Origin of the sequence: Komagataeibacter sp. SM21 (genome assembly GCF_041402665.1) — a bacterium.
Classification (GTDB): domain Bacteria; phylum Pseudomonadota; class Alphaproteobacteria; order Acetobacterales; family Acetobacteraceae; genus Komagataeibacter; species Komagataeibacter saccharivorans.
In genome coordinates, this window is the sequence record NZ_JBGLOV010000009.1 from 95,582 (window position 1) to 113,336 (window position 17,755).

A 17,755-nucleotide genomic window follows, 5' to 3' on the forward strand; every position below is an offset into this window, starting at 1 on the left:
ATGGGCGAGATTGCAGACATGATGCTCGATGGAACGCTTGATTGCGTTACGGGCGAATACATCGGTGATCCGTGCGGCTATCCCCGGACATTCGAAGAAGACGAAACGCACGCCACGGCTGCAAAACGCAAGAAGCGCCGCAAGAAAAACATGCGGAAGAAGGGAGGTGAAGCATGACCCCTCTCACCCCGCGCCAACTCGAAGCCGCGCGCCGGAACCTGCGCATGATGGATGCGCGGACAGACTGGGATAGCATAACCGGACCGCAGAAGCGGAAGGACTGGCCCTTCCCCGATTACGAGACCCTGTTCCTGCCCGGTGGGCAGAGGGTGCCGTTTTTTGAGGGGCGGGTGTGATGTCTGGCCTCTCAAAGATCATGGACTGGATATACGTCAAGCAGGTCTCTCCCGCGATCAAGGCATTCAATGCATCGCGTCTGGCATATCAGGAAGGCGAAGCGCGCCACCAGCAGGTGGCATTGGACCAGATCGCAATGCTCGAACTCTGGGCAAAAGAAAGCGCGGCGCAAGCCAAGGAACTGCGCAAGGCTCTAGTCGAGGATATGGAGGAAACCGGCACGCTTGGCCTGTTCAGTGACAAGTACGAAGGCGGCCTGTCTCATCCCCCTCGTGAGTTGACGATCACCGATGAAAAGGCCCTGCGCACCTCGCGTCCCGACCTGTTCGAACCGCAGCCGGACAAACTGAACCGCGCCGAACTGACCAAAGCCCTCAAGAAGGGCGAAAGAATTGATGGAGCCATGTTGAGCAACGGCGGCGCGATGCGCCTCGTGATCCGTGGCAAGAAAGGAGTTGCAGCATGAACGCAGTCGTAACAACCCAAAATGGCACACAGATTACTGAACGCGATCTGATGGATGTGCTCAAGAACAGTCTTTATCCCGGCGCTTCCGACGCATCTGTCGCGATGGTGATGGGCTACTGCCGCGCCGCCGGTCTGGATGTGATGAAGAAGCCGGTTCACATTGTTCCTATCTGGAACAGGGACGCTAACCGCATGGTCGATGTGGTTATGCCGGGTATTGCACTCTACCGCACGGAAGCCGCCCGGACCGGCGAATATGTAGGGAAGTCTGAACCGGAGTTCGGCCCTGACAAGACGATGAACCTTGGAGGATCGGAAGTAACGTTCCCATCATGGTGCCGGATGACGGTCCGTCGCTTGGTGCATGGCAAGGTCTGTGAGTTTACGGCGAAAGAGTTCTGGCTGGAGAACTATGCAACCGCCAAGCGCGACACGCAGGCGCCCAACGCCATGTGGAGAAAACGCGCTTATGGTCAGCTTGCGAAATGCACCGAGGCTCAGGCGTTGCGTATGGCATTCCCGGAGCAGACCGGCGGCACCAACACTGATGACGAAATGTCTGGGAAGGACTTCGTAGGCGAGACCATAGATTTGACGCCTCAGGCGCGCCGCGTCGAACAGGAGCGTCCGTTCAATCACATTGCCTATTTCGAGAAGAAGTTGGCCGACTGCCGCAATATCGCGTGCGTGGATACCCTCTGGCAGAAGTGGAAAGACACGATCAATAAGGCCGAGGATGCGGGACGACCCATTGCGCCGGAGACCATCGGGCGTGTTCAGGAAATGCTCGGTGAACGCATGGGCGAAGTTCAGAAGGCCGAACAGAAGCAGGCAGAAGAACTGGCAGCAGCCCCCGTTGAAGAGCCGGTGGCATGACCCCCACCAGCGACGCCGCCGAACCCGACTACCTCGCCACGCGGCTTACGTGGATGCAGCAGGTCGGTTTGCACATGAGGGCGCACAACTCCGCGCCCCTTAATGCCCGGCAAATGCAGCGCCTGACCTTTGCCCGCAATAACGGCCTGACCCCGTGGGAAGCCTTCACCCAGATCGTGGGAACCGACTATGTGCAGTTCTGAACACGAACTGATCCATGACGTGCGGCAGGTTCATTTGGAAGAATTGATTATGAAGAACGAAGAACAGTTTGTGATGGTGCCCGTGCGTTTGTCGGAAGAGGAATTATCTCTTGTCGGCGCTATTGTTGCTCATGATTGGGGAATAATCATCCAGCATGTAGGCACCCCCATCCCGCCGTGCGCGGATGTGGAGACGGTTGATCTGTCCGAATATATGCCAGAATACCACGATCAGGGTATGGGCTGCGGACTAGAAGACCGCGGCATAACTGACCGATATGAAGCTATGGGGTATGGATGGGATCAAGCCCTAGAACGCGTTTGTTCGGAGCTGCCTGAAATGGTCCGCTACACCGACATGGAAGCGCAGGTTGCGAAGGTGGCGGCGGAGAAGGATGCGGAGATTGCGCGGCTGAAAGAAATCCTGTCACTTTTTGCTCAATATGAAAACTTAATGGACGCCGGAGCCGACACCCCTGCCATGGCAGCATACGCTATTTTCTCCCAGACCGTCGCAAAAACCCTCAACGAAGGATCAGCCGCATGACCAAGACGAAACTCGAAATCATCGGCCCTTACACGCCGGAGCATGAGGGGCCGTTTTGCACGCGGGATGGGAAACCTGTTCGTGTTCTTTGCGTAGACAGAATAAACAATATTTATCCTATTGTTGGGCTTATACTTGACGAAGGCACGGAAGAAACGGAAACCTTCACCAGCGAAGGGAGATACTTTCATGAAAAAGTATTCTCTATCAAGTGTGATAGTAGAAAAGATATTATGAATGCCCGCGAAGTCCTGCCGGGGGATGGGGAATGAGCAAAGAAATAGACGCGACATGGTGCAGAAACCCCACGTGCCCATATTGCGGAGATGAATGCGATGACTATTACGAAATCAGCCACGATGACGGCGAAGAAACAGAAATGACCTGCTGTGCGTGCGGCGACGATTACGTGGTCATGGCTAACGTCATGATCCGGTGGAATAGCCGCAAGATGAATGAGGACTACCCATGACCGCCTCCACAAACTGGCCCAACCTTAAACAGCCTGGCGTTCCTCTGTTCCATGAGCGAGATGGAAAGCATGTCATAGACGTTGATCCAGAAGGCGCTGGTAATGAACTAGTCTATTATTGGAAAGCCAAGCATCAAGTGTGGGTTGAATACGATTACGAAGGCCCTGACGATGCGCTTGAAGGATACGATCTTACTGGCTGGGCATATGTCGGCCCTTTCCTAACCCATGCGCAAATAGCCGAGTTGCTGGCGGGAGAACGGGAACGGTGTGCGAAAGAATGTGACGCAATAGCCATAGAGGCAGCTTCTACGTGGAAAGCTGCAGCGTATGATTCATATAATCGTGCTGGAGAAGCTGCCGAAGAAACCGCAGAAATATGCGCACAGAAAATCCGCAACCTAGGAGCCACGCCATGAGAAGTCGGGAAGAACACATAAACGATCTTGCTATCTCAATGATGGATGAAGGGGGGAGGAAAGAGGCATCGTATCGCTTCGCCCAAGAAACTATAGACGAAGCCGAACGCCGGGCAGAACAGCGCGTCCGGGCAGAGATTTCTAAGCGGCATACATGGTTCTATATGGTCGATGATCCTGAAAGCGGCCATGCTGATCTGGCTGATATGCTTTGCGAGACAAAGCCTTTTGAAATTGTGGAAACGTCTGAGGCCGCAGATGTTCGTATTTTCTTCGCCTACCAAGATGAGGATGGAGAAATTCACGAATTCCCCAATCGGAATGAGGCTGAGCAAGCAGTTCGTGCCGCCATCGACGTAGAACAGGACGCACCATGAGGACAAGAGAAGAACAGATCAAGGTGCTTGCCGCTGACTTTGCTGATCCTCCAGAATCTTATCAGATGATGGAAGTAGCAGAATTACACATCCTAGAAGCCGAGCGCCGCGCAGAACAGCGCGTGCGGGCGGAGATTGCGCGGGATAGTGAGCGGTTGGATTGGTTGGAGGACATAGTGGACACAGGATTCCGCGTTTCCCCTATAGGAAGAGGGATTTCTGGCGCTTCTTTTAATCATGGCTATGGAGGTATAAGCGCAGCCACCCTTCGCTCAGCCATCGACGCAGCGCGGGAGGCGCAGGGATGACCATCACAGCCACATCCATCCTCGCCAGCGTTGACGAGACGGGAAAGCGTATCGACACGCTCCTGCTGCGGTATCCTCGGTTTATTCATGCGGAGTTTATGACGCACCGCCAGTTTAGCCGTAACGCAAGCAGCAGCCGGGCTATACCGGTTGAGCGATTGATTGCGGATATTGAGCGCGATCCCGTTTCGCCCTCATTCTGGGGCGCTAACCAGGCGGGAATGCAGGCCAAGCAGGAACTGACCGGGGCTGCGCTTCAGGCGGCAAAAGACCGCTGGAGCATGGCTTTTCGCGACATGATCGAACACGCCAAGGCGATGGCAAATATCGGTGCCCACAAGCAGATCGTCAACCGCATCCTCGAACCGTTCGCCCATATCAACGTAGTGGTGACGGCAACGGAATGGGACAACTTCTTCGCCCTGCGCGATCATGAGGATGCCCAGCCAGAAATCCGTGCGCTGGCGAAGGCGATGAAGATAGCGATGCTGGCCGCGCCAGTGCAGCCTCTTGATCTGGGCCAGTGGCATTTGCCGTTCGTATCGATCGATGAAATACACGAGCATCAAGGCCTTATGGACCCGACTGGAAACCTGCGGGTCGTATCATCTGCCCGGTGCGCCCGTACATCCTACCTGACCCATGATGGTCGCAAATCATCTCTGGTCGAGGATATCGCCCTTGGCGAACGTCTGACGCGCTCCCGGCCATTCCACGCATCGCCGTTCGAGAATCAGGCCACGCCCTACGTTCCCGGTTTCCACGACGAAACCGACCAACGCAATTTCCGGGGCTGGGTCCAGAACCGCGCCCTGATGGAGAAAACAGTATGACCAACGAACCCACACACACGCCATATCAGCGCGGGCGCAGGGCGGCTGAGCGTGGCGCTCCGCGGGATGTTCCTGGAGATATTCTGGGCGTCATGGTCCTGACCTATCCGCCCCAGTTCCCCGGCGAAGAATGGCTCAAGGGGTTCGACAGTGTGCCGAAGATGGATGCCTGTATGGGTATTCTGGAAAGCGAACCAACACCCGCAAGCATGGTTAACCATCCCCATCACTACAATGCCCATCCGTCAGGCATCGAATGCATACAGGTGGCCGAACACATGTCCTTCAACCTCGGTAATGCCATGAAATACATCTGGCGCGCCGATGAAAAGGGCAATGCGCTGGAGGATCTGAAAAAGGCCGAGTGGTATATCAGGCGCGAGATCGCGAGGCGGGAGGCAGCATGAACATCTCCACGCACTTCGGCTTCTTCTACAACGGGTGCCGGGTGGAATGCACCTGGAAAGAAGCGCGGATTATACTAGATGGGAAGCTCGTGGGGATATCCAAGGGTGCTACGCGGTCCGCTATCGAAAAGGATATAGAGAGGGTGATGGCCGGAGAGGAATTGGCATGACCCACGAAATCCGTATAACTGGCGACCTCCACGAAACCGTGGAGTTGATCGCCCAGAACCGATACCGCGTATTCCTGCGGTGGCGCGGAGAGATTGTGTCCGCCAGGGATCAGACGTGGCAGGCGTTGGTGGATAGCGGGCGCGTAGTGGAGGTTCGGAATGGGTGAAGCGCTGGAACGCTGGCTTAGCCGAGAGGGGCTGGCCCGACGCATAGATGTGAAGCCCCACAATGTGGCCCGGATGGTTAAGCAGGGGAAATTGCCACGCCCCAGCTATCACCTTGGCGAGCGCAGCCCGCGATGGGACAGGCACGCAGTTGATGCCCTCATGATGAAAAGTCAGGGCATTGAGATCAAACGGGACATGGACGAGATATTAGAGCGGCATTGTGAAGAAAAAATCAGACAGCACGCGGCGCTTCAAGGTCGTAAAAAAGCGACTGGCAGACGGGTCAATTAAGGAATACCGCTATCCTGTTAAATCTGCTGGCGAGGGCAACTCTCGGCTGCCCGCACAGGGATCTGTAGAAAGCGTCATCCGGTCATATCGGCAAAGTATTGAATTTAAACAAACCCGACCGGCAACGCAGAAGATCAAACAATACTATCTTTGCGAGCTTGATATTTTTAGGGATATGCCGATCCAAGATATCAAGAGGAGGAATATACTGGCGATCAGAGACATGATTGCCTCATGTCGGGGGCATGGCGCTTCTAATGGTTTTCTTTCAATAGTTCGGTCATTTTTTGGGTGGGCAGTTACCCGAGATTGGATTGAAGTAAACCCAGCCTCGGGGATTAGGATGCTCCCCTCCAAGCCGCTGCCTACATGGACACCGGAAATCGTCCAGCAGGCAATGGGTAGCTTAAATCATGCACTGCAAAGAGCGATTATTATGGCTCTGTTCACTGGCCAGAGGCGCAGTGATCTTTGTCGGATGAAGTGGTCCGATATATCAGGGAACTTTATCCATGTGATCCAAGGAAAAACTGGAACCGCGCTAAAGATTCCCATCCATCCTAAACTTGCAATCTATCTGGATCAATGGAGGCACTCCGGAGAATTTATTCTGACCAACACCAATGGCGATCCATGGAAGCCTAACAGCATCACATCCTCATTGAGCGAGGCGTCTTTATCCGGGAGAATACCACCGGGCTTCAATATCCATGGCCTGCGCAAAATGTCGGCAACGCTTCTGGCTGAAGCCGGATGCACGACCCACGAAATTGCCGCCATAACAGGGCACAAGACGCTTGCGATGGTCCAGCATTATACGATAGCAGCCAGTCAGGAGAAGTTGGCAAAGGATGCGATCGCACGCATAGATACCAGTTTCTTAAACCAGAAAGAAACTAAGCCATAAGTTATTGATTACGTTTGATTAGGTGTCCATGCGCGGGGAATACCACCTTGCCCGCACCCGGCTGCACGACGCCATTGCGCAGGCGCGGCATGGGGGGTGGCTGGGTCAGGATATCCTCGGCACCGGTTTCAGTTTCGACATTCATGTGCATGTCAGCGCCGGGCGCTACATATGCGGCGAGGAAACCGCCCTGCTGACCGCGCTGGAGGGACGGCGCGCCACCCCGCGCAGCAAGCCCCCCTTTCCACAGACAGGCGGACTATGGGGCGCGCCAAGCGTGGTGAACAATGTCGAGACATTAAGCAACCTGCCCCACATCATCGCCAACGGACCGGAATGGTTTGCGGGTCTGGGCATCGGGCCGGATGGGGGCACCAAGATATACGGGGTCAGCGGGCGCGTAAGACGGCCCGGCGCATGGGAACTGCCCATCGGCACGCCGCTGCGTGAAATTATCGAGGAGCACGCGGGCGGCATGCAGCCGGGCTACGGACTGCGCGCCCTGCTGCCCGGCGGGGCTTCCACCGCATTCGTGGATGACACGGCCCTTGATATGGCGATGGATTACGCATCGGTTGAAAAAGCGGGCAGCCGCCTTGGCACCGGCATGGCCATCATCCTTGATGACCGCACCTGTCCGGTGGGCATGCTCCGCAATCTGGAACATTTCTTCGCACAGGAATCCTGCGGCTGGTGTACCCCATGCCGCGATGGACTGCCCTGGGTCGAACGCCTGCTGGACGCGATCGAGGCGGGTACGGGCATGGCGGAAGACATCGACCAGCTTGACCGCCACGCCCGCATGCTGGGCACGCCGGGGCATACGTTCTGCGCCCATGCGCCGGGGGCCATGGCGCCGCTGGCCAGTGGGCTGAAACTGTTTGCGCGCGATTTCGCGGACCATATCGCCGGGCGCGGCTGCCCGCTGCGTCACGCAGCCTGACGGCGGGCAGGAGATCCGGCCATGACCACCATCAGGATCGACGGGCGCGAATGGCCCACCCGCCCCGGCATCAACCTGCTGCAGGCGTGTCTGGAAGCGGGTGCGAACCTGCCCTATTTCTGCTGGCATCCCGAACTTGGTTCCGTGGGGGCCTGCCGCCAGTGCGCGGTCCGTCAGTTCAGCGGTCCCGATGACAGGACCGGTCGCCTTGTGATGGCGTGCATGACGCCGGTAAGTGACGGGGCCATCATTGCGATCGAGGATGCGCAGGCACGCGCGTTCCGTGAGGGCGTGATCGAATGGATGATGGTCAACCATCCCCATGACTGTCCCGTGTGCGAGGAAGGCGGCGAATGCCACCTGCAGGACATGACCGTCATGACCGGCCACAACCAGCGCCGCTACCGGTTTACAAAACGCATGCACCGCAATCAGGATCTCGGCCCGTTCGTGAAACACGAAATGAACCGCTGCATCGCGTGCTATCGCTGCGTGCGGTTCTACCGCGATTATGCGGGGGGCGACGATCTGGCTGCCTTCGCATCGCATGACAGTGTCTATTTCGGCCGCGCGGAAGACGGTGCGCTGCAAAACGCCTTCAGCGGCAATCTGGTGGAAATCTGCCCCACCGGCGTATTTACCGACAAACCATTTTCCGCCGTCTACACACGCAAATGGGACCTGCGCGGCGCCCCGTCGGTATGCGTCCACTGCGCCGTGGGCTGCAACATTATCGTCAATGCGCGTGAAGAAAGCGTGCGGCGGGTCGTCAACCGGTACAATGCAGCCGTCAACCGCTACATGCTGTGCGACCGGGGCCGGTTCGGGCATGGCTTCGTCAATGCCGACAGCCGCATCCGCATGCCCATGCGCAGCATTGATGGACACCCCGCACCCGTTCCCACGCGCGACGCGGTGATGCAGTTCGCCCGCATGGCCGCTGATGGCCCGGTCGTTGGCATAGCCTCCCCCCGCGCATCCATGGAAACCTGTTTCAGCCTGCGCGCCCTTGTCGGGGAGGCACGGTTTTCGACCGGGCAGACGCAGGTTGAACAGGCATGCGGGCAATTGGCCTGCACGCTGCTGCGGCAGCATCCGGGTGTCATTCCCAGCCTGCATGAAATGGAAAGCGCGGATGGCGTGCTGGTTCTGGGGGAAGATGTCTGCGCTACCGCCCCCCGGCAGGGCCTGTCGCTGCGCCAGTCCGTCCGCCAGCCAAGCTTCCCTATGGCGGATGCGGCGAAAGTGCCGCGCTGGATGGATGCCGCCGTGCGTACCATCGGCTGTGATGCGCCATCCGGCCTGTTCATCCTTACCCCTGCCCCAACGGATCTGGACCCCGTGGCCGCGCAGTGCTTTCGCGCGGTGCCTGACGATATCGCGCGTATCGGTTTCGCCATAGCACACCGGATCGACCCGTCCACCCCCGCTGTTACGGACCTGACCGATGAACAGGTCCGACTGGTGGAGCATGTCGCAGCCACGCTGCTCGCCGCAAAAAAGCCCCTTGTGGTATCGGGCATGCAATATGGGTCGCCCGCACTCATGCGCGCCGCCGCCGCCATTGCATCGGCCCTTGCACGCACCATCCCCGCAAGCGGGCTGTCACTGATCCTGCCGGAATGTAACAGCATGGGGCTGGCGCTGCTGGGGGGGCTTACGCTTGAAGCCGTGATGGCGCAGGCGCGGGCGGGAAAGATCGCAACACTTGTGATTGCGGAAAACGACCTGACCCGTCGCCTGTCCCCCGCTGCGGTGGTCGAACTGCTTGAGGCGGTGCCCAACATCGTCATCATCGACCATACGGACACGCCGCCATGCCGCGATGCGACGCTGGTGCTGCCCGCCGCCGCCTTCAGCGAATGCAGTGGCACGCTGGTCAGTCAGGAAGGCAGGGCGCAACGCTTTTTTCAGGCGGTTTATCCCCCCCAGCCCATCCGGGCGGGATGGCGATGGATGCAGGCCCTTGCCCGCGCGCAGGGCTGCGTGAACGTACAGGCAGCGGCACGGATACAGGCAACCGGACTGACCACATGGCAGGGGCTGGATGATGTGATTGCCGCGCTGGGGCGCGCCTGCCCCATTCTGGCGGGCATGGTGGATGCGGCCCCCGGTGCCGATTACCGCATTGATGGCCAGAAACTGCGCAGCCAGACTTACCGCGCCAGCGGGCGGACTGTTATCCGCTCCCATATCAGCGTGCGTGACCAGCCCCCGCCAGACAGTCCGGACACCCCGTTCAGCAGTTCGATGGAAGGGGCGTACACCCCGGACATGCCGCCGTCTCTTGTCCCCGGCTATCAGGTGCCATCATGGAACTCGGTCCAGTCGCTCAACCGGTTCCAGCACGAAATCGGCGGGGACATGCGTGGGGGGATATCCGGGGTCCGGCTGTTTCCGGCACCTGATGCTACCGACCACCCCACCCATCCCTGCGCCACGGATATTCCCGCCGCGTTTGCGCGCGCTGAAGATAGCGTTCTGGTGCTGCCCGATACGCGCCTGTTCGGGAGCGAGGAACTGAGCATGCTTTCCCCGCCCGTCGCCGCACGGGCAACACCACCCACGCTGCGTGTGCCGACCGGGGCTGCAGGACCAACACACATGACCCTTCACCTGCCGGACGGTGCGCATACCCTGCCGGTGGAACCCCTGGCAGGGCTGCCGGATGGCGTGGTGCTGTGCCCATCGCACATGGTGTCCCCCGCCTTCATGTTTCCCTGCATGGCGCGCATCACCCCGGCGGGAGAGGCGACATGACGCCGCTTCCCCTCGCCCCCATCGTGCTTACACCCCTTGTGGTGCTGGCACTTGCCACCGTGCTGACATGGGTTGAACGGCGGCTGCTTGGATTATGGCAGGATCGCTACGGTCCCAACCGTGTCGGGCCGGGCGGGATGTTTCAGGCGGTGGCGGACGGGATCAAGCTCCTGTTCAAGCAGGACTGGGTGCCCCCCTTTGCCGACCGGGGGGTCTTCATTCTCGCACCCGCCATCGGCATGATGACGGTGCTGCTGTCCTTCGCCGTCATTCCGCTTGCGGCAGGGGGCATTGCGGGGGGCCTGAATGTGGGCCTGCTGTTCATCCTCGCGATGATGGGTCTGGGCGTTTATGCGGTCGTTCTGGCGGGGTGGGCGTCGGACAGCAAATATGCGCTGCTGGGCGGGATGCGCGCGGCGGCGCAGATGATCAGCTACGAAGTCTTCATGGCGCTTTCGCTGCTGGGTGTTGTCATGGTCGCCGGGTCGTTCAGCCTGCGCGACATCGTGGCGGCACAGTCCGGGCTGTGGTTCATCATCCCGCAGGGGCTGGGGTTCGTGGTCTTCCTTCTGGCCGGAATTGCGGAGACGCACCGCCTGCCCTTCGACCTGCCGGAAGGGGAAAATGAACTGGGTGCCGGTTTCCATACCGAATATTCAGGCATGAAATTCGGCATGTTCTTCATTGCCGAATATGCCGGGATCGTCCTTGTCAGCGCCCTTGCCACAACGCTGTATCTGGGCGGCGGCAATGGCCTGCTCCTGCCCGCGCCGGTGTGGTTCGCGCTGAAGACCGGCGTAATCGTCGCCTTCTTCATCCTGTTGCGCGCGGGGCTGCCACGTCCGCGTTATGACCAGCTTATGGGGCTGGGGTGGAAGGTGCTGCTGCCGCTTTCCCTGCTCAATGTCCTTGCCACCGGAACCGTAATGATGCTGCGCGCGTCATAACCACGCCTGCAAGAAAAAGGCACGTCCCATGCTCGATACCCTGCGCACGCTGCTGCTGACGTTCCTGCACGGTTTTCACCGGCGCGCCACCGTGCAGTATCCCGAACAGCAGCCCTACCTGCCGCCGCGTTACCGTGGGCGCATCATCCTGTCGCGCGACCCCGATGGCGGGGAACGCTGCGTGGCGTGCAACCTGTGCGCCGTTGCATGCCCCGTGGACTGCATCAGCCTGCAGAAGACCGAACGCGATGGCCGATGGTATCCGGATTACTTCCGCATCAACTTCTCGCGCTGCCTCTTCTGTGGTTTCTGCGAGGAAGCCTGCCCCACCTACGCCATCCAGCTTACGCCGGATTTCGAGATGGGCGAATATGCCCGCCCCAACCTTGTCTACGAAAAGGAAGACCTGCTGATCAGCGGGACGGGAAAATATCCCGGCTACAGTTTCCATCACGTCGCGGGCGTTCCCATACCGGGCAAGGACCGGGGCGCGTCGGAACATGAACGCGCGCCCATCGACCTTCACAGCCTGCTGCCCTGACGCATCATGTATGTCCTGCCCCTCCTTTCCGGTGGTCTGACCCTTGTGGGGGCGATGATGGTCGTCACCTGTCCGGTGGCGGTGCATGCGGTGCTGTACCTTGTGGTAACGCTGCTCTCGCTGGCCATGGTGCTGGCCATGCTGGGCGCACAGTTCGCGGCGGCGCTGGAAATCATCATCTATGCCGGCGCCATCATGGTGCTGTTCGTGTTCGTCATCATGATGCTCAATCTGGGCCAGCCTGACCGGGACCGGGAAAAAGAATGGCTCCGGCCACGCGCATGGATCGGGCCGGGGCTGCTGGCGGTCGTGGCGTGCGGCGAACTTCTTTACGGCCTGCCCACGCTGTCCGACCCGGATGGTGCCGTTTTCCCGATTGATGCGCGCGACGTGGGGCTGAGCCTGTTCGGGACGTATGTACTTATGGTCGAACTGGCATCCTTCCTGCTGCTGGCCGGGCTTGTTACCGCCTTTCATATCGGGCGAACCCTGCGGGAGAGGCCCTGACATGACCGCCTTTCCATTCAACGCGGCGCTGCTTCTGGCCGCCATGCTGTTTTCCATCGGACTGGCTGGCGTGCTGGTGCGGCGCAACCTCGTCTTCATGCTGATGTCGCTTGATATCATGCTGAACGCGGCGGGGCTTGTTTTCGTCGCTGCGGGGGCACGGTGGCAGGATGCGTCGGGTCAGGTGATGTTCCTGATGATCCTTGCCCTTGCCGCATCAGAAACGGCGGTGGGACTTGCCATCATCCTGTGCCTGCATGCGCACGGACGCCCATCGCTTGACGCCGATACCGGCAACCTTCTGCGAGGATAGGATCATGGCGGCACTCCTCCCCCTTGTGGTTGTCTGGCCGCTGGCCGCCACCGTGATCGTGTTCCTGTCGGCGGGATGGATCAAGGGGCGCTCCGCCGGGATACTTGCGACCGGTGCGGTGGGGCTTTCCGCCATGACGGGTGGTGTGCTGGCGGCGGGGTTTATGTCCGGTGCGGTGACTTATCCGCTGCATGTCATATTGTGGGAATGGATGCGTGTTCCGGGCTTTTCAGCCACCATTGCGTTTGCGCTGGACCCGGTTTCCCTTGTCATGATTGCGGTTGTTACCATCGTTGGGTTCCTGATCCATCTGTATGCCATCGGGTACATGGCGGCTGATCCCGGTAGCGCGCGGTTCTTTGGCTGCATGACCCTGTTTGTGGCTGCGATGCTGGTGCTGGTGCTGGCGTCGGACCTGCTGTGCCTGTTCATCGGGTGGGAAGGGGTGGGGCTGTGTTCCTACCTGCTGATCGGGTTCTGGTATGACAGCCCCGCCAATACCGCCGCCGCGCGCAAGGCGTTCTACATCACCCGTATCGGGGACGTGGCCATGCTGTGCGGGCTGCTGATGATGGCGACGGCTACCGCTTCGCTCCAGATTGACGGGCTTCTTTTTGCTGTTACGGCGGGACAGCTTTCCCCGGCGATCATGACGGGAAGTGCGCTGTTGCTGCTGACGGGCGCCCTTGCCAAATCGGCGCAGATCCCCTTCCAGTCCTGGCTGCCCGATGCGATGGCTGGTCCCACGCCCACATCCGCCCTGATCCATGCAGCCACGATGGTTACAGCCGGGGTGTATCTGCTCGCGCGGCTGCACGGGCTGTTTGCCGCAGCCGCGCCGGTTATGGCGATCATGTCGGCAATCGGCATGCTGACGCTGCTGGTGGCGGCCTGCACGGCGCTGGTGCAGTCGGATCTCAAGCGTATTCTGGCATGGTCCACGATCAGCCAGCTTGGCTACATGTATCTGGCGCTCGGGGTGGGGGCGTGGCAGGCGGCGCTGTTCCATCTGGTGACGCATGCCTGTTTCAAGGCGCTGCTCTTTCTCTGCGCGGGTGCGATCATCGCGCGTGTCGATCATGAACAGGACATCTTTCGCATGGGCGGGCTGCGCCGTTTCATGCCCGGTGTCACAGCCGCCTTTGTCATCGGGGCTGGCGCGCTGGCCGCCCTGCCGCTGGTGACGGCGGGCTTCTACAGCAAGGAAATGATCCTGTCCGCCGTATGGCGGGGCCAGCCCGTGCTGACACCGGATTTCATCCTCTCGGGTCATCTGCTGTGGGGCGGGGCGCTGTTCGGGGCGTTGCTGACGGCCCTGTATATTTTCCGTTGCGTTTTCCTTGTTTTTTATGGACAGGAGAAAACCGTGCCCACGGGTCGCACGCCGTGGGTCATGACTGTTCCGCTGGGCTGTCTGGCCTTTCTGTCCGTATTCGTCGGATGCATTGAAATGCCCGGCGACATTGCGCCGGTTCATCTGTTTACGCGGTTTGTCGATCCAGCAGGCATGGCGTTCCATCCGCATGAGCCTGTCTGGCTTCTGCTGGCAGGCGCGATCACACCGGTTGCGGGCGCAGGGATCGCATGGATTGTGTGGGGACGCTCCAGACCCGTCACCCGCGCAATCCCCGAAACAGGGGGGAGAACGGGCGACCTGCTTCCGGTCATGCCCCTACGCTTCGTGGTGCGGATCACGCGCTACGATCTGCCTGACCGGCTGGCTGCGGCTGCAGGCTGGATGACACGCGCCACAAGCCGGATGATGATGCGGGCACGACGCGCCGCCCTGCATCTCGCCGCCGAACGCACGGCCATGGTGGGTCGGGAGGGGACAGTTGTGCTGGTGCGGATGCAAAATGGCCGCGTGCGCTGGTATGCGGGCTGGATCGTGGCCGGGCTGGGCGCGGCCCTTGCATGGGCGATGCTATCATGAGCCTGCTTCCCGCCCTTGTCGTGCTACCCGTCACGGGGGGCGTGATTGCGTGGCTGGCGGACCGCCTGCATGTCGGTACCGGCGTGCGGATGCGCAGCATATCGTGGTTTGTTAGCGTCGTGGTGCTTGTGCTGGAAACGGTGCTGCTGGTGGTGGAAAGCCTGCGGCCTGCGCTACAGGCGGGTGGATGGCGGGATCATTTCTTCCTGCCGTGGATTGCGCAGATGGGCATTGCGGTCCGGCTGGATATGGATGGCCTGTCGCTGTCCCTGATCTGGCTTTCCCTGTTGCTGTGCCTTGCATGCGTCATGTTTTCGACACGGCAGGTTACGGTCAGTGCCGGGGTTTTCCATTTCCTGTTCCTGTCCACCCTGACGGGCATTATCGGCACGTTCCTTGCCACCGATCTGTTCCTGTTCTTCTTCTTCTGGGAACTGATGCTGGTGCCGATGTTCGTGCTGATTGCGCAATGGGGGCACGAGGACCGGCAGCGCGCGGCGATGAAGTTCTTCATCTTCACGCAGGGTAGCGGCCTGCTGATGCTGCTGTCCATCCTCGGCCTGGTCATCATCCATTACCGGCAGACGGGTGTGCTGACCTTCGATTATTTCGCGCTCGCCACTACGGGGCTGTCGCCGCTCGGCTCAATGCTGCTCATGCTGGGCTTTTTTGTCGCCTTCGCCGTCAAGCTGCCGGTCGTGCCGGTGCATGTCTGGCTGCCCGATGCCCACACACAGGCCCCCACCACCGCCAGCGTGGTGCTTGCGGGCATCCTGCTCAAGACCGGGGGATATGGCATGATCCGCTTCGATATCATGCTGTTTCCCGATGCGGCATCCCGCTTCGCCCCGGTCGCCATGGGGCTGGGGATTGCGGGTATCCTGTATGGCGCGTGGCTGTCGTGTGAACAGGACGATATCAAGCGCCTGATCGCTTATAGCAGCATAAGCCATATGGGATTCGTCCTGCTGGGACTTTTTTCGGGATCGTGGACCGGCATGCAGGGGGCCATCATCCAGATGCTGGCGCACGGGCTGAGCACGGGGGCGCTGTTCCTTATCGCCGGGTCCATTCAGGATCGCGTGCATAGCCGGGACATGCGCATGATTGGCGGGCTATGGGCGGCCATGCCGCGCCTGTCGGGTGCGGGCGTGTTTTTTGCCGTCGCATCGCTTGGCATGCCGGGGCTGGGAAATTTCGCGGGGGAATTTCTTGTCCTCCTCGCCACATGGCGGGTCAGCCCGGCAATGGCGGTCATGGCCGCAGCCGGTCTGGTTCTGGCGGCGGTCTATTCGCTCCGGCTGGTCAATCGGGTATTCCTTGCTCCCACGCGACCGGGCGCGCAGCCCGTAACGGACTTTCCGGCCCGGCAGATGGCCCTTCTGGGCAGCATTATGGTCGCTGTCATCGTGCTGGGCCTGTATCCCCGGCCATTCATGACGTTCGCGGTCCCGTCCGCGCTGTCCGTGACGGCTGCCACCAGCGGGGAAAGGCGCGCGCCATGATCGGTCATGACATCTTCCTTCCCGCGCCGCTGCCTGTCCTGTCGGCCGGGACAATGGTTATGCTGCTGGCCATTGCGTGGCGGCGCAACGTGATCCGCAGCCTTGTCATTGCGGTCGTGACCCTGCTTGCCGCCCTTGTCAGCGTCAGCCATGCGTTTGGCACCCCGCCCGCTGACGGGACGGCCCTGTTCGTTCAGGATCGCTGGGCAATCTATACGGCGGTACTGATTCTGCTGTCGGTATTGTGCATCGTGTTCATGTCGTGGCGGGATCTGGTGCGGGATGCGCCGCATCCGACCGATGAATATCCGCTGCTTATGATGCTGGGCACGCTTGGCGCCACTTCCATGGTGTTCAGTGCCAGTTACATGCCTTTTTTCCTTGGCGTGGAAATTCTGGGCATATCCCTGATGGGTCTGATCGCATCGCGGCATTACCGCTTTGCGCAGGCCACTGAAGCGGCGATGAAGTATCTGATATTGTCGGGTGTTTCATCGGCCATCCTGCTGTTTGGCATGGGACTGGCCTATGGCGTGAGCGGTTCGCTGGCCTTCGTGCCACCTGTTGCGGCAGCGGGCTTTGCGCCGTCCATGGCGCAGGTGGCGACGGTCATGATCCTTGCCGGCATGTTCTTCAAACTTTCCGCCGTACCCTTCCATATGTGGCTGCCCGACGTGATGGAAGGCGCGCCGCCGCCCATAGCCGCCTTTACGGCCGTGACCGCCAAGATTGCGATATTCGCCAGCCTTGTCCGTTATTTCGGCGCCGGCCCCCTGCCGCCCTTCATGCAAGGGGTAATATATGCCGTCATCATCCTGACCATCATGGGGGGAAACCTGCTGGCGCTGTGCCAGAACAGCCTGACACGGCTTATGGCCTGTTCCTCCATCGCCCATATGGGATATCTGCTTATCGCCTTCTTTTCCCCCGGACGGCTGCAGGGCGGGGCGATGACCGTCTATCTCATGGCCTACACAGTCAGCACGCTGGGGGTCTTTACCATCATCTGTGCATGTGCCCCCGCCATGGGGCAGGATGGCAACCGTATTACGGCATGGAAAGGGCTGTTTGCCACCAACCCGCTGCCCGCCACGGCCATGTCGGTTATGCTGCTTTCGCTTGCGGGCATTCCGCCGACAATCGGCTTTTTTGCAAAATTTGAAATTGCGGGCACCGGCGTCGAACTCCAGCGCGACGTGTTGCTGCTGGTTCTGGTGATCGGCAGCATTATCGGTCTTTACTATTACCTGAACATCATCCGCATCATGATGAATGGAGGGGCAGCACCGTCCCTGCCCATTACCAGACAGCCACAACCGGAACTGACGGCCCTTACCATCGTTCTGACCATAATCGTGATTATGGGGGGCCTTTTTCCTGGCCCTGCGCTGTACCCGCTGCTGCCTGCCACCGTTAAAACCATGCCTGCCCGTAACCTGACCGGAACGCCGCCTGAAGCACCGATCATGAAAACCGCGATCGCGCCCCCTGCCCTGTAACATG

Annotated in this window: 22 protein-coding genes and 1 pseudogene; all 23 read left to right on the forward strand. The window is 59.9% G+C overall.

Features of this window, described 5'->3' with window-relative positions; translation table 11 throughout:
• The 23 genes and pseudogenes from ACBR42_RS10575 to ACBR42_RS10685 all read left to right on the forward strand — a co-directional run bounded on the left by ACBR42_RS10575 (window position 1) and on the right by ACBR42_RS10685 (window position 17,751).
• Window positions 1-177 (forward strand): hypothetical protein, encoded by a 177-nt coding sequence (locus ACBR42_RS10575; RefSeq protein ID WP_371207970.1) that lies wholly within the window; start codon window positions 1-3, stop codon window positions 175-177.
• Window positions 174-356, forward strand: coding sequence for a class I SAM-dependent methyltransferase (locus ACBR42_RS10580; RefSeq protein ID WP_371207971.1), 183 nt, complete (start codon window positions 174-176; stop codon window positions 354-356). The genes ACBR42_RS10575 and ACBR42_RS10580 overlap by 4 nt, the downstream gene beginning before the upstream one ends.
• Window positions 356-823, forward strand: a complete 468-nt coding sequence (locus ACBR42_RS10585) for a siphovirus Gp157 family protein (RefSeq protein ID WP_371207972.1) — start codon at window positions 356-358, stop codon at window positions 821-823. The genes ACBR42_RS10580 and ACBR42_RS10585 overlap by 1 nt, the downstream gene beginning before the upstream one ends.
• Window positions 820-1,701, forward strand: a complete 882-nt coding sequence (gene bet, locus ACBR42_RS10590; protein ID WP_371207973.1) for a phage recombination protein Bet — start codon at window positions 820-822, stop codon at window positions 1,699-1,701. Before ACBR42_RS10585 ends, bet begins: the two co-directional genes overlap by 4 nt.
• The gene (locus ACBR42_RS10595; protein WP_371207974.1) at window positions 1,698-1,904 is read left to right on the forward strand and encodes a hypothetical protein; all 207 of its coding nucleotides are present in this window, start codon (window positions 1,698-1,700) and stop codon (window positions 1,902-1,904) included. Before bet ends, ACBR42_RS10595 begins: the two co-directional genes overlap by 4 nt.
• The gene (locus ACBR42_RS10600; RefSeq protein WP_371207975.1) at window positions 1,891-2,451 is read left to right on the forward strand and encodes a hypothetical protein; all 561 of its coding nucleotides are present in this window, start codon (window positions 1,891-1,893) and stop codon (window positions 2,449-2,451) included. The genes ACBR42_RS10595 and ACBR42_RS10600 overlap by 14 nt, the downstream gene beginning before the upstream one ends.
• The gene (locus tag ACBR42_RS10605; RefSeq protein ID WP_371207976.1) at window positions 2,448-2,723 is read left to right on the forward strand and encodes a hypothetical protein; all 276 of its coding nucleotides are present in this window, start codon (window positions 2,448-2,450) and stop codon (window positions 2,721-2,723) included. The genes ACBR42_RS10600 and ACBR42_RS10605 overlap by 4 nt, the downstream gene beginning before the upstream one ends.
• Before the next feature lie 196 nt (window positions 2,724-2,919).
• Window positions 2,920-3,342, forward strand: coding sequence for a hypothetical protein (locus ACBR42_RS10610; protein WP_371207977.1), 423 nt, complete (start codon window positions 2,920-2,922; stop codon window positions 3,340-3,342).
• Window positions 3,339-3,719: a hypothetical protein gene (locus tag ACBR42_RS10615; RefSeq protein ID WP_371207978.1), complete on the forward strand. Its 381-nt coding sequence runs from the start codon at window positions 3,339-3,341 to the stop codon at window positions 3,717-3,719. The genes ACBR42_RS10610 and ACBR42_RS10615 overlap by 4 nt, the downstream gene beginning before the upstream one ends.
• On the forward strand, window positions 3,716-4,027 hold the full coding sequence (locus ACBR42_RS10620; protein WP_371207979.1) for a hypothetical protein: 312 nt from the start codon (window positions 3,716-3,718) through the stop codon (window positions 4,025-4,027). Before ACBR42_RS10615 ends, ACBR42_RS10620 begins: the two co-directional genes overlap by 4 nt.
• Window positions 4,024-4,860: an FAD-dependent thymidylate synthase gene (locus tag ACBR42_RS10625; RefSeq protein ID WP_371207980.1), complete on the forward strand. Its 837-nt coding sequence runs from the start codon at window positions 4,024-4,026 to the stop codon at window positions 4,858-4,860. Before ACBR42_RS10620 ends, ACBR42_RS10625 begins: the two co-directional genes overlap by 4 nt.
• Window positions 4,857-5,267 (forward strand): DUF3310 domain-containing protein, encoded by a 411-nt coding sequence (locus ACBR42_RS10630; protein ID WP_371207981.1) that lies wholly within the window; start codon window positions 4,857-4,859, stop codon window positions 5,265-5,267. The genes ACBR42_RS10625 and ACBR42_RS10630 overlap by 4 nt, the downstream gene beginning before the upstream one ends.
• A 329-nt stretch (window positions 5,268-5,596) precedes the next feature.
• Window positions 5,597-5,896 carry a helix-turn-helix transcriptional regulator gene (locus tag ACBR42_RS10635; RefSeq protein ID WP_371207982.1) on the forward strand — a complete coding sequence of 100 codons (300 nt, stop codon included), beginning with the start codon at window positions 5,597-5,599 and terminating at the stop codon, window positions 5,894-5,896.
• Window positions 5,826-6,803, forward strand: coding sequence for a tyrosine-type recombinase/integrase (locus ACBR42_RS10640; RefSeq protein ID WP_371207983.1), 978 nt, complete (start codon window positions 5,826-5,828; stop codon window positions 6,801-6,803). The genes ACBR42_RS10635 and ACBR42_RS10640 overlap by 71 nt, the downstream gene beginning before the upstream one ends.
• Window positions 6,804-6,825: 22 nt before the next feature.
• Window positions 6,826-7,746, forward strand: a pseudogene (locus tag ACBR42_RS10645) (NADH-quinone oxidoreductase subunit F); the annotation flags it as partial.
• Window positions 7,747-7,767: 21 nt separating this feature from the next.
• The gene (gene nuoG / locus ACBR42_RS10650; RefSeq protein ID WP_371207984.1) at window positions 7,768-10,506 is read left to right on the forward strand and encodes an NADH-quinone oxidoreductase subunit NuoG; all 2,739 of its coding nucleotides are present in this window, start codon (window positions 7,768-7,770) and stop codon (window positions 10,504-10,506) included.
• Window positions 10,503-11,453, forward strand: a complete 951-nt coding sequence (gene nuoH / locus ACBR42_RS10655) for an NADH-quinone oxidoreductase subunit NuoH (protein WP_371207985.1) — start codon at window positions 10,503-10,505, stop codon at window positions 11,451-11,453. Before nuoG ends, nuoH begins: the two co-directional genes overlap by 4 nt.
• Before the next feature lie 28 nt (window positions 11,454-11,481).
• Window positions 11,482-11,994 carry an NADH-quinone oxidoreductase subunit NuoI gene (gene nuoI / locus ACBR42_RS10660; protein WP_371207986.1) on the forward strand — a complete coding sequence of 171 codons (513 nt, stop codon included), beginning with the start codon at window positions 11,482-11,484 and terminating at the stop codon, window positions 11,992-11,994.
• Between the two features lie 6 nt (window positions 11,995-12,000).
• Window positions 12,001-12,501, forward strand: coding sequence for an NADH-quinone oxidoreductase subunit J (nuoJ, locus tag ACBR42_RS10665; protein ID WP_110547695.1), 501 nt, complete (start codon window positions 12,001-12,003; stop codon window positions 12,499-12,501).
• A gap of 1 nt (window position 12,502) precedes the next feature.
• Window positions 12,503-12,814: an NADH-quinone oxidoreductase subunit NuoK gene (gene nuoK, locus ACBR42_RS10670; protein WP_118963769.1), complete on the forward strand. Its 312-nt coding sequence runs from the start codon at window positions 12,503-12,505 to the stop codon at window positions 12,812-12,814.
• Between the two features lie 4 nt (window positions 12,815-12,818).
• Window positions 12,819-14,747, forward strand: coding sequence for an NADH-quinone oxidoreductase subunit L (gene nuoL / locus ACBR42_RS10675; RefSeq protein WP_371207987.1), 1,929 nt, complete (start codon window positions 12,819-12,821; stop codon window positions 14,745-14,747).
• On the forward strand, window positions 14,744-16,252 hold the full coding sequence (locus ACBR42_RS10680) for a NuoM family protein (protein WP_371207988.1): 1,509 nt from the start codon (window positions 14,744-14,746) through the stop codon (window positions 16,250-16,252). The genes nuoL and ACBR42_RS10680 overlap by 4 nt, the downstream gene beginning before the upstream one ends.
• The gene (locus ACBR42_RS10685) at window positions 16,249-17,751 is read left to right on the forward strand and encodes an NADH-quinone oxidoreductase subunit N (RefSeq protein WP_371207989.1); all 1,503 of its coding nucleotides are present in this window, start codon (window positions 16,249-16,251) and stop codon (window positions 17,749-17,751) included. Before ACBR42_RS10680 ends, ACBR42_RS10685 begins: the two co-directional genes overlap by 4 nt.
• Window positions 17,752-17,755 lie beyond the last annotated feature (4 nt).

Excerpts from the sequence above, each read along its gene's own strand:
- ACBR42_RS10625 (WP_371207980.1), top strand. The coding sequence starts at position 4,024 with ATGACCATCACAGCCACATCCATCCTCGCCAGCGTTGACGAGACGGGA.
- nuoG (WP_371207984.1), top strand. The coding sequence starts at position 7,768 with ATGACCACCATCAGGATCGACGGGCGCGAATGGCCCACCCGCCCCGGC.
- bet (WP_371207973.1), top strand. The coding sequence starts at position 820 with ATGAACGCAGTCGTAACAACCCAAAATGGCACACAGATTACTGAACGC.
- ACBR42_RS10615 (WP_371207978.1), top strand. The coding sequence starts at position 3,339 with ATGAGAAGTCGGGAAGAACACATAAACGATCTTGCTATCTCAATGATG.
- ACBR42_RS10605 (WP_371207976.1), top strand. The coding sequence starts at position 2,448 with ATGACCAAGACGAAACTCGAAATCATCGGCCCTTACACGCCGGAGCAT.
- ACBR42_RS10635 (WP_371207982.1), top strand. The coding sequence starts at position 5,597 with ATGGGTGAAGCGCTGGAACGCTGGCTTAGCCGAGAGGGGCTGGCCCGA.
- ACBR42_RS10630 (WP_371207981.1), top strand. The coding sequence starts at position 4,857 with ATGACCAACGAACCCACACACACGCCATATCAGCGCGGGCGCAGGGCG.
- nuoI (WP_371207986.1), top strand. The coding sequence starts at position 11,482 with ATGCTCGATACCCTGCGCACGCTGCTGCTGACGTTCCTGCACGGTTTT.
- nuoH (WP_371207985.1), top strand. The coding sequence starts at position 10,503 with ATGACGCCGCTTCCCCTCGCCCCCATCGTGCTTACACCCCTTGTGGTG.
- ACBR42_RS10595 (WP_371207974.1), top strand. The coding sequence starts at position 1,698 with ATGACCCCCACCAGCGACGCCGCCGAACCCGACTACCTCGCCACGCGG.
- ACBR42_RS10685 (WP_371207989.1), top strand. The coding sequence starts at position 16,249 with ATGATCGGTCATGACATCTTCCTTCCCGCGCCGCTGCCTGTCCTGTCG.
- ACBR42_RS10585 (WP_371207972.1), top strand. The coding sequence starts at position 356 with ATGTCTGGCCTCTCAAAGATCATGGACTGGATATACGTCAAGCAGGTC.
- ACBR42_RS10575 (WP_371207970.1), top strand. The coding sequence starts at position 1 with ATGGGCGAGATTGCAGACATGATGCTCGATGGAACGCTTGATTGCGTT.
- ACBR42_RS10620 (WP_371207979.1), top strand. The coding sequence starts at position 3,716 with ATGAGGACAAGAGAAGAACAGATCAAGGTGCTTGCCGCTGACTTTGCT.
- nuoJ (WP_110547695.1), top strand. The coding sequence starts at position 12,001 with ATGTATGTCCTGCCCCTCCTTTCCGGTGGTCTGACCCTTGTGGGGGCG.
- nuoL (WP_371207987.1), top strand. The coding sequence starts at position 12,819 with ATGGCGGCACTCCTCCCCCTTGTGGTTGTCTGGCCGCTGGCCGCCACC.
- ACBR42_RS10600 (WP_371207975.1), top strand. The coding sequence starts at position 1,891 with ATGTGCAGTTCTGAACACGAACTGATCCATGACGTGCGGCAGGTTCAT.
- ACBR42_RS10610 (WP_371207977.1), top strand. The coding sequence starts at position 2,920 with ATGACCGCCTCCACAAACTGGCCCAACCTTAAACAGCCTGGCGTTCCT.
- nuoK (WP_118963769.1), top strand. The coding sequence starts at position 12,503 with ATGACCGCCTTTCCATTCAACGCGGCGCTGCTTCTGGCCGCCATGCTG.
- ACBR42_RS10680 (WP_371207988.1), top strand. The coding sequence starts at position 14,744 with ATGAGCCTGCTTCCCGCCCTTGTCGTGCTACCCGTCACGGGGGGCGTG.
- ACBR42_RS10580 (WP_371207971.1), top strand. The coding sequence starts at position 174 with ATGACCCCTCTCACCCCGCGCCAACTCGAAGCCGCGCGCCGGAACCTG.